The sequence below is a fragment of the Psychrosphaera saromensis genome (assembly GCF_002954545.1).
In the GTDB taxonomy this organism is placed as follows: domain Bacteria; phylum Pseudomonadota; class Gammaproteobacteria; order Enterobacterales; family Alteromonadaceae; genus Psychrosphaera; species Psychrosphaera saromensis.
The window spans coordinates 1,009,491-1,017,933 of record NZ_MSCH01000003.1 but is presented as its reverse complement, the minus strand read 5'-3'; the positions used below and the strand labels follow the sequence as shown (position 1 = coordinate 1,017,933).

Below are 8,443 nucleotides of genomic sequence, written 5' to 3'. Positions count from 1 at the left end.
CGGCAGTCTCCTTAGAGTTCTCAGCATAACCTGCTAGCAACTAAGGATAAGGGTTGCGCTCGTTGCGGGACTTAACCCAACATTTCACAACACGAGCTGACGACAGCCATGCAGCACCTGTCTCAGAGTTCCCGAAGGCACTAATCTATCTCTAGAAAATTCTCTGGATGTCAAGAGATGGTAAGGTTCTTCGCGTTGCATCGAATTAAACCACATGCTCCACCGCTTGTGCGGGCCCCCGTCAATTCATTTGAGTTTTAACCTTGCGGCCGTACTCCCCAGGCGGTCTACTTATCGCGTTAGCTTCGCAAAACAGCGCTTAAGCGCCAAGCTGCTAGTAGACATCGTTTACGGCGTGGACTACCAGGGTATCTAATCCTGTTTGCTACCCACGCTTTCGTACATGAGCGTCAGTGTCGACCCAGGTGGCTGCCTTCGCCATTGGTATTCCTTCAGATCTCTACGCATTTCACCGCTACACCTGAAATTCTACCACCCTCTGTCGCACTCTAGTCATCCAGTTTCAAATGCAGTTCCCAGGTTGAGCCCGGGGCTTTCACATCTGACTTAAATGACCGCCTGCGTACGCTTTACGCCCAGTAATTCCGATTAACGCTCGGACCCTCCGTATTACCGCGGCTGCTGGCACGGAGTTAGCCGGTCCTTCTTCTGCGAGTAACGTCACACCTAGTAGGTATTAACTACTAAGCTTTCCTCCTCGCTGAAAGTGCTTTACAACCCGAAGGCCTTCTTCACACACGCGGCATGGCTGCATCAGGCTTGCGCCCATTGTGCAATATTCCCCACTGCTGCCTCCCGTAGGAGTCTGGACCGTGTCTCAGTTCCAGTGTGGCTGATCATCCTCTCAGACCAGCTAGGGATCGTTGACTTGGTGCGCCATTACCACACCAACTATCTAATCCCACTTGGGCTTCTCTAAAGGCGAGAGCCGAAGCCCCCTTTAAGCCGTAGCTATTATGCGGTATTAGCAGTCGTTTCCAACTGTTGTCCCCCACCTAAAGGCAAATTCCCAAGCATTACTCACCCGTCCGCCACTCGTCAGCAACTAGCAAGCTAGTTCTGTTACCGTTCGACTTGCATGTGTTAGGCCTGCCGCCAGCGTTCAATCTGAGCCATGATCAAACTCTTCACTTTAAAGTGTTTCATTTAATCCTACTCAATAAATACTGTTCAAATAAATAAATTTGTTTGCACAGACACTTAAAAAATAGTAAATCTTTTTGTTACTATCATTCACAAGTGCCCACACAGATAATTAATTACAAGTTGTTAAAGAACATTTCGAACCCCGAAGGTTCTGGTTAAGACTGACTCTCATTTGAGTCGCTCAAGGCTTGTCTCAACCGGGATGCGCATTTTACACTTCCCGTTATCGTTGTCAACGATTATTTGAAATCTTTTTTATTTAGTTTTTGCAAACTTCCTAATCAATTTCAATCTCAAACTGCTTACTTAACTTTGTCTTTCTGCCGTTTGATGTCTCCCTGACAACATGGGGCGCATTATAGGGATCTTTTAAACACGCGCAAGATCTTTTTTAACATTTATGTTTGTTTGGTCAAATAGCAAACATCTTGTATAAAAAACGATTAAATATGACATATATAGGAAGATATATGGCCGATTTACTATGATTCATATATGGAATTATCATCAATATATGAAGCTAATAACTAATAATCTAGTTTAATTACTTTAAAAAAATTCACTATATAGTTGCTAATAGATTATTTATCTTTCATCTAATTAAATAACTTAATTATAAAAAGAAGGTTTGACTATATAAGGTAGGAAATAATTTAAATAAGTAGGATATAAAAGTTTAACTAACAGAACTGAAATAGGAGGTGAAATAAGTGATCATAAATTTTAGATACAAAAAAGCCGGGCGAACCCGGCTTTTCTTTACTCTTCAGTAGCTTCAACTACTTCAGCATCTGCATCAACTTCTGGTCTTTCAACCAGTTCAATGTATGCCATTGGTGCTTTATCACCAGTACGGTAGCCGCACTTAATGATACGTGTATATCCACCAGGGCGTTCACTGTAACGTTGACCTAATTCGCTAAATAACTTACCAACTACTTCTGCGTCTCTTGTACGAGCAAACGCTAAGCGGCGGTTAGCTACGCTGTCTTGTTTAGCCATTGTGATCAATGGTTCAACAACACGACGTAATTCTTTAGCTTTAGGCAAAGTTGTCTTGATGATTTCATGCTTCACCAATGAACCCGCCATATTACGGAACATCGCTTGACGATGACTGCTGTTGCGGTTTAATTGACGACCACTCTTACGATGGCGCATGAGCTTTTCCTTCTAACTAATTCGTTTAACCGTAATTCGGTTTAGTCATTTTCTAACAGACTAGCTGGCGGCCAATTTTCTAGACGCATGCCTAGTGACAACCCGCGAGACGCCAAAACGTCTTTTATTTCTGTTAGAGACTTTTTACCAAGGTTAGGAGTTTTAAGTAACTCAACCTCAGTTCTTTGAACCAAATCGCCGATGTATTGTACTTGTTCAGCTTTCAAACAGTTAGCTGAACGAACAGTCAACTCTAGATCGTCCACAGGACGTAATAGAATTGGATCAAATTCTGGTTTCTCTTCTTCTTGCTGAACTTCAGTTACGTCACGTAAATCTACGAACGCATCTAATTGCTCGGCTAAAATAGTAGATGAACGACGGATTGCCTCTTCAGGATCCAATGTGCCATTCGTTTCCATATCAATGATCAATTTGTCTAGATCAGTACGTTGTTCTACACGAGCACTTTCAACATTGTAAGCTATACGCTCAACAGGGCTGAATGATGCGTCAAGTAAAAGACGACCAATTGGACGATCCTCGTCGTCAGAGGACACACGCGCAGATGCAGGAACATAGCCACGGCCACGCTGCACTGTTACACGCATTGAAATTTCAGAGTTTGCGCTCGTCAAATTACAAATTACGTGCTCAGGGTTGATGATTTCTACATCACCATCGTGCTGAAAATCAGCAGCTGTAACAGGGCCACTACCAGACTTAGTTAAAGTTAAGATAACTTCGTCCTTCCCTTCTACGCTTACTGCCAAACCTTTAAGGTTTAACAATATTTCAATCACATCTTCCTGCACGCCTTCTTTGGCACTGTATTCGTGCTGAACACCGTCGATTTCTACTTCGGTCACTGCACAACCAGGCATAGAAGACAACAAAATTCTGCGCAACGCATTACCTAAAGTGTGACCAAACCCACGTTCTAATGGTTCTAGTGTTACTTTAGCGCGAGTTGGACTCACCTGTTCTATATCTACAAGCCTTGGCTTAAGGAATTCAGTTACAGACCCCTGCATTATATATCCTCTTATGTTTCAACTTTACTTAGAGTAAAGTTCAACAATTAACTGTTCATTAATCTCTGCAGATAAATCAGTACGTTCTGGGTTTGATTTATAAACACCAGTCATAGCTTTATTATCTACTTCAATCCAAGTCGGTTTTTCACGTTGTTCAGCTAACTCAAGAGCTGCAGCAATACGATCTTGTTTCTTCGATTTTTCACGAATAGCAATCACGTCTTCAGCAGACACTTTGTAGGAAGGAACGTTCACTACGACACCGTTAACTACAATTGCTTTGTGGCTAACAAGTTGACGAGCTTCAGCACGAGTAGTTGCATAACCCATGCGATAAACAACGTTATCTAAACGGCTTTCTAAAAGTTGTAATAGGTTTTCACCAGTATTACCTTTTATACGAGCCGCTTGTTTATAGTAGTTACGGAATTGTTTTTCTAAAATACCGTAAATACGACGTACTTTTTGTTTTTCACGAAGTTGCAAACCGTAATCAGACAAACGAGCTTTACGAGCTCCATGCTGACCAGGTGCAGTATCGATTTTACATTTAGATTCTATTGCACGTACACCGCTTTTAAGGAACAAATCTGTTCCTTCGCGACGACTAAGCTTTAGCTTTGGACCCAAATATCTAGCCATGTTCTTTCTCCACTAACAGTCGTTATACACGACGTTTTTTAGGCGGACGACAACCGTTATGAGGAATAGGAGTTACGTCGGTAATGTTAGTAATCTTGAAACCTACGCCATTTAATGCGCGGATTGCAGATTCACGACCAGGACCTGGGCCCTTTACGAAAACTTCAATATTCTTCAAACCGTACTCTTTTGCTGCTTCGCCTGCGCGTTCAGCCGCTACTTGTGCAGCGAATGGTGTAGATTTACGTGAACCACGGAAACCTGAACCACCTGCCGTAGCCCAAGACAACGCATTGCCTTGACGGTCGGTTAATGTAACGATTGTGTTGTTGAAAGACGCATGGATATGAGCCATACCATCAGCAACCTGCTTTTTTACCTTTTTACGTGAACGAGTTGGAGCTTTTGCCATTTCTTGCTACCTCCGCCTTATTTTGAAATAGGTTTACGTGGACCTTTACGGGTACGCGCATTAGTTTTAGTGCGCTGACCGCGTAGAGGAAGACTGCGACGATGGCGTATGCCACGAAAACAACCTAGATCCATTAAACGCTTAATATTCAATGTTACTTCACGGCGAAGATCACCTTCTACGGTGTACTTGCCAACTTCTTCACGTAATTTATCCAAATCTTGTTCAGATAAAGTTCCGATTTTCGTATCTTCTGCGATACCAGCCGCAACACAAATAGCTTGTGAGCGTGTTTTGCCGATACCGTAAATCGCTGTAAGAGCGATTACAGAATGTTTACGATCGGAAATGTTAATGCCAGCGATACGGGCCACTAACACATCTCCTATAGTTATGGGTCAGTCGAAAAGCCCGTTAGGATACTCGACCTCTGACCGATTGTAAATAAGGGCGAGAAATATTCTCGCCCATCAAGTTTATGTCGTATTAACCCTGACGCTGTTTATGCTTAGGGTCTGTACAAATTACGCGAACAACACCTGAACGCTTAATTACTTTACAGTTACGACAAATCTTCTTAACGGAAGCACGTACTTTCATTGCTTATACTCCGCAATTTTAGCGGCTATAACCTTTCAGGTTAGCTTTATCTAAAGCATTTCCTGCTAGGTTTGCCTTTTTAAGAACAGATTCATACTGATGAGACATCAATAAAGTTTGAACCTGAGCCATAAAATCCATGACAACGACAACGATGATTAACAACGATGTGCCACCAAAATAAAATTGGACGTTCCAAGCTATCATCATAAATTCCGGTACAAGACAAACAAATGTGATGTACATAGCACCAGCTAGTGTCAAACGAGTCATTACTTTATCAACATAACGAGACGTTTGTTCACCAGGTCTGATACCTGGAATAAATGCACCTGAGCGCTTTAAGTTATCAGCTGTTTCTCTCGGGTTGAAAACCAACGCCGTATAGAAAAAACAGAAGAATATTATAGCAGCCGCGTACAACATTACGTATAGAGGTTGCCCTGGGGATAAAGTTAAAGACATTTGTTGCAAGAATTCTGCAACAGGTCCATCACCTGTACCAAACCAAGCTGCTATTGTACTTGGAAACATGATAATACTACCAGCAAAAATTGGAGGTATTACGCCAGCCATATTTACCTTGAGAGGTAAATGTGAACTTTGTGCTTGAAACACTTGGCGGCCTTGTTGGCGTTTAGCGTAATTAACGACGATTCGACGTTGACCACGTTCAACAAAAACAACAAAGTATGTTACCGCAAAAACAACAGCCGTAATCACCAATAACAACAATACGTGAATTTCACCCTGACGGGCTTGCTCCGCGGTTTGTCCTATTGCTGACGGCAATCCTGCAACGATACCAGTAAATATTAGTATTGAAATACCGTTACCAATACCACGTTCGGTAATTTGTTCGCCTAACCACATTAAAAACATGGTGCCGGTAACCAAACTAACTACAGCGGTGAAGTAAAAACCTGGGCTAGGATCAATAACTAGTCCGGGCATCATACTTGGTAAAGATGTAGCAACACCAAACGACTGGAATGTCGCTAGTACCAGCGTAAAATAGCGTGTGTATTGACTGATTTTCTTACGACCAGACTCGCCTTCTTTCTTTAGCTCAGCTAAAGAAGGATGCATAACCGTTAATAACTGCATAATAATAGAGGCTGTTATATACGGCATAATACCCAACGCTAATACTGAAGCACGCTCAAGCGCACCACCGGAGAACATATTAAACATTTCTACGATGGTACCCTTTTGCTGCTCGAATAGATCAGCTAGTACTGCGGCGTCAATCCCAGGAATTGGAACAAATGATCCCAATCGAAATACTACGATTGCGACCAATACAAACCATAAGCGTTGTTTCAACTCGGAAAAACCGGTTTGTCCGCTTTGTAAGTCTAATCCTGGTTTAGCCATAATGTACTTATCCTTATTCTACTTTTCCGCCAGCTGCAGTGATAGCTTCTAATGCACCTTTAGTAACACGTAGACCAGCTACAGTTACCGAACGTGAAAGAGTGCCAGACATTACAACTTTTACAAAAAGTATATCTTTCTTCACTAAACCAGCCGCTTTTAGCGACTCAAGGTTGACTACGTCACCCTCAACTTTAGCGATTTCAGACAATGTTACTTCATCAGTTACCAAAGACTTACGTGAAGTGAAACCGAATTTCGGTAGACGACGTTGTAAAGGCATTTGACCGCCTTCAAAACCAGGTCTTACACTTCCGCCAGTACGAGATTTCTGACCTTTGTGTCCACGACCGGCTGTTTTACCGTTACCAGAACCGATACCGCGACCAACGCGTTTCTTATCTTTGGTAGAACCTGCCGCTGGAGATAGAGTATTCAAACGCATCGATTACCCCTCCACTTTAATCATGTATTGAACTTGGTTTACCATACCACGCACACATGCAGTGTCTTCCAACTCTACTGTGTGATTGATACGGCGTAATCCCAAGCCACGAAGTGTAGCTTTATGCTTCGGCAAACGACCGATAGAGCTACGAATTTGTGTTACTTTAATCGTTTTCTGAGCCATGGTTTATTACCCCAAAATTTCGCCAACGTTAAGACCACGTTTAGCAGCTACTTGTGCAGGAGATTTCATTCCAGCAAGAGCATCTACTGTAGCGCGAACTACGTTGATTGGGTTAGTAGAACCGTAACATTTAGAAAGTACGTTATGTACACCTGCTACTTCAAGGACGGCACGCATAGCGCCACCGGCAATGATACCTGTACCTTCAGAAGCTGGTTGCATGTAAACTTTTGATCCAGAGTGACGACCCTTAATTGGGTGTTGCAATGTACCATTAGTTAACTCTACATTTACCATGTTACGACGCGCTTTTTCCATTGCTTTTTGAATAGCAGCTGGAACTTCACGCGCTTTACCATAACCAAAACCTACACGGCCGTTTTTGTCACCAACAACAGTTAAAGCAGTGAACGAGAATATACGACCACCCTTAACTACTTTTGATACACGGTTGACCGCGATAAGCTTTTCTTCGAATTCTGTTTGTTTTGTATCTACATTAGACATGAGCTACTCCTAGAACTGAAGACCGGCTTCGCGAGCAGCGTCTGCTAACGCTTTCACACGGCCGTGATATTTAAAACCGCTACGGTCAAATGACACTTTCTCAACGCCATTTTTAACCGCACGTTCTGCAATTGCTTTACCAACAGCAGCTGCAGCATCAACGTTACCTGTAGAAGAAACCGCTGTGCGGATATCTTTTTCTACAGTAGACGCCGCCGCCAATACTTTACCTTCAGGAGAAATTACCTGAGCGTAAGCGTGACGTGACGTACGGTGCATTACTAAACGTGTAACACCGTTTTCAATAAACGTTCTGCGAGTGCGTTTGGCACGACGTAAACGAGCTGTTTTTTTATCCATCGTCTTACCCTACTTTTTCTTAGCCTCTTTGCGACGAATAATTTCATCACTATAACGTATACCTTTACCTTTATAAGGTTCTGGTTCACGATAAGCGCGAATATTCGCTGCAACTTGACCAATTAGATGTTTGCTAGCACCCTTAACTATGACTTCCGTCTGAGTAGGTACTTCGATAGTTACACCAGCTGGTACATCGAAATTAACTGGATGAGAGAAACCTAGTGATAAGTTAAGTACGTTGCCTTTTAAAGCTGCACGGTAACCAACACCATTTAAAACTAGTTTCTTTTCAAAGCCAGCACTAACACCAACAACCATGTTGTTTATGTTAGCTCGAGCTGTACCCGCTTGAGCCCATGCGTCGGCAAAACCGTCACGTGGAACTGTGCGAACTACGTTGTCTTCAACGACAACTTCAACAGCAGGGTTAACAATAATAGCTAACTCGCCTACTTTACCTTTAACTTTTACGTCCTGACCATTTACGGCGATTTCTACACCGGCAGGAACATTAATAGGTGCTTTTGCTACACGAGACATTATGAC

The 8,443-nt window shown here is 42.7% G+C and carries 12 protein-coding genes and 1 rRNA gene (1 of these 13 running past the window's edge); all 13 read right to left on the bottom strand.

Annotated elements, in window-relative coordinates; translation table 11 throughout:
* Positions 1 to 1,155 (bottom strand): 16S ribosomal RNA (locus BTO11_RS16545) (it extends 1,512 nt beyond the left edge of the window).
* A 771-nt stretch (positions 1,156 to 1,926) separates the two neighbouring features.
* Positions 1,927 to 2,328 carry a 50S ribosomal protein L17 gene (rplQ, locus tag BTO11_RS04750; RefSeq protein ID WP_105051514.1) on the bottom strand — a complete coding sequence of 134 codons (402 nt, stop codon included), beginning with the start codon at positions 2,326 to 2,328 and terminating at the stop codon, positions 1,927 to 1,929.
* Positions 2,329 to 2,369: 41 nt separating this feature from the next.
* On the bottom strand, positions 2,370 to 3,362 hold the full coding sequence (locus BTO11_RS04745; protein WP_105051513.1) for a DNA-directed RNA polymerase subunit alpha: 993 nt from the start codon (positions 3,360 to 3,362) through the stop codon (positions 2,370 to 2,372).
* Positions 3,363 to 3,386: 24 nt separating this feature from the next.
* The gene (gene rpsD / locus BTO11_RS04740) at positions 3,387 to 4,007 is read right to left on the bottom strand and encodes a 30S ribosomal protein S4 (protein WP_105051512.1); all 621 of its coding nucleotides are present in this window, start codon (positions 4,005 to 4,007) and stop codon (positions 3,387 to 3,389) included.
* Between the two features lie 22 nt (positions 4,008 to 4,029).
* Positions 4,030 to 4,419 (bottom strand): 30S ribosomal protein S11, encoded by a 390-nt coding sequence (gene rpsK, locus BTO11_RS04735; RefSeq protein ID WP_105051511.1) that lies wholly within the window; start codon positions 4,417 to 4,419, stop codon positions 4,030 to 4,032.
* Positions 4,420 to 4,436: 17 nt separating this feature from the next.
* On the bottom strand, positions 4,437 to 4,793 hold the full coding sequence (rpsM, locus tag BTO11_RS04730; protein ID WP_105051510.1) for a 30S ribosomal protein S13: 357 nt from the start codon (positions 4,791 to 4,793) through the stop codon (positions 4,437 to 4,439).
* 112 nt (positions 4,794 to 4,905) lie between these two features.
* Positions 4,906 to 5,019 (bottom strand): 50S ribosomal protein L36, encoded by a 114-nt coding sequence (rpmJ, locus tag BTO11_RS04725; RefSeq protein WP_105051509.1) that lies wholly within the window; start codon positions 5,017 to 5,019, stop codon positions 4,906 to 4,908.
* A gap of 18 nt (positions 5,020 to 5,037) precedes the next feature.
* Positions 5,038 to 6,396, bottom strand: coding sequence for a preprotein translocase subunit SecY (gene secY / locus BTO11_RS04720; protein ID WP_181135841.1), 1,359 nt, complete (start codon positions 6,394 to 6,396; stop codon positions 5,038 to 5,040).
* 13 nt (positions 6,397 to 6,409) lie between these two features.
* Positions 6,410 to 6,841, bottom strand: coding sequence for a 50S ribosomal protein L15 (rplO, locus tag BTO11_RS04715; protein ID WP_105051507.1), 432 nt, complete (start codon positions 6,839 to 6,841; stop codon positions 6,410 to 6,412).
* A 3-nt stretch (positions 6,842 to 6,844) separates the two neighbouring features.
* Positions 6,845 to 7,027 (bottom strand): 50S ribosomal protein L30, encoded by a 183-nt coding sequence (gene rpmD / locus BTO11_RS04710; protein ID WP_105051506.1) that lies wholly within the window; start codon positions 7,025 to 7,027, stop codon positions 6,845 to 6,847.
* Between the two features lie 6 nt (positions 7,028 to 7,033).
* A complete protein-coding gene (rpsE, locus tag BTO11_RS04705; RefSeq protein ID WP_105051505.1) occupies positions 7,034 to 7,534 on the bottom strand; it encodes a 30S ribosomal protein S5 in 501 nt (166 codons plus the stop codon).
* A gap of 9 nt (positions 7,535 to 7,543) precedes the next feature.
* Positions 7,544 to 7,894 (bottom strand): 50S ribosomal protein L18, encoded by a 351-nt coding sequence (rplR, locus tag BTO11_RS04700; protein WP_105051504.1) that lies wholly within the window; start codon positions 7,892 to 7,894, stop codon positions 7,544 to 7,546.
* A gap of 9 nt (positions 7,895 to 7,903) precedes the next feature.
* Positions 7,904 to 8,437, bottom strand: coding sequence for a 50S ribosomal protein L6 (gene rplF / locus BTO11_RS04695; protein WP_105051503.1), 534 nt, complete (start codon positions 8,435 to 8,437; stop codon positions 7,904 to 7,906).
* Positions 8,438 to 8,443 lie beyond the last annotated feature (6 nt).

Coding starts and splice junctions, on each gene's coding strand:
- rpsE (WP_105051505.1), bottom strand. CDS start 7,534: ATGTCTAATGTAGATACAAAACAAACAGAATTCGAAGAAAAGCTTATC.
- rpmD (WP_105051506.1), bottom strand. CDS start 7,027: ATGGCTCAGAAAACGATTAAAGTAACACAAATTCGTAGCTCTATCGGT.
- rplF (WP_105051503.1), bottom strand. CDS start 8,437: ATGTCTCGTGTAGCAAAAGCACCTATTAATGTTCCTGCCGGTGTAGAA.
- rpsD (WP_105051512.1), bottom strand. CDS start 4,007: ATGGCTAGATATTTGGGTCCAAAGCTAAAGCTTAGTCGTCGCGAAGGA.
- rpmJ (WP_105051509.1), bottom strand. CDS start 5,019: ATGAAAGTACGTGCTTCCGTTAAGAAGATTTGTCGTAACTGTAAAGTA.
- rplR (WP_105051504.1), bottom strand. CDS start 7,894: ATGGATAAAAAAACAGCTCGTTTACGTCGTGCCAAACGCACTCGCAGA.
- rplO (WP_105051507.1), bottom strand. CDS start 6,841: ATGCGTTTGAATACTCTATCTCCAGCGGCAGGTTCTACCAAAGATAAG.
- secY (WP_181135841.1), bottom strand. CDS start 6,396: ATGGCTAAACCAGGATTAGACTTACAAAGCGGACAAACCGGTTTTTCC.
- rplQ (WP_105051514.1), bottom strand. CDS start 2,328: ATGCGCCATCGTAAGAGTGGTCGTCAATTAAACCGCAACAGCAGTCAT.
- rpsK (WP_105051511.1), bottom strand. CDS start 4,419: ATGGCAAAAGCTCCAACTCGTTCACGTAAAAAGGTAAAAAAGCAGGTT.
- BTO11_RS04745 (WP_105051513.1), bottom strand. CDS start 3,362: ATGCAGGGGTCTGTAACTGAATTCCTTAAGCCAAGGCTTGTAGATATA.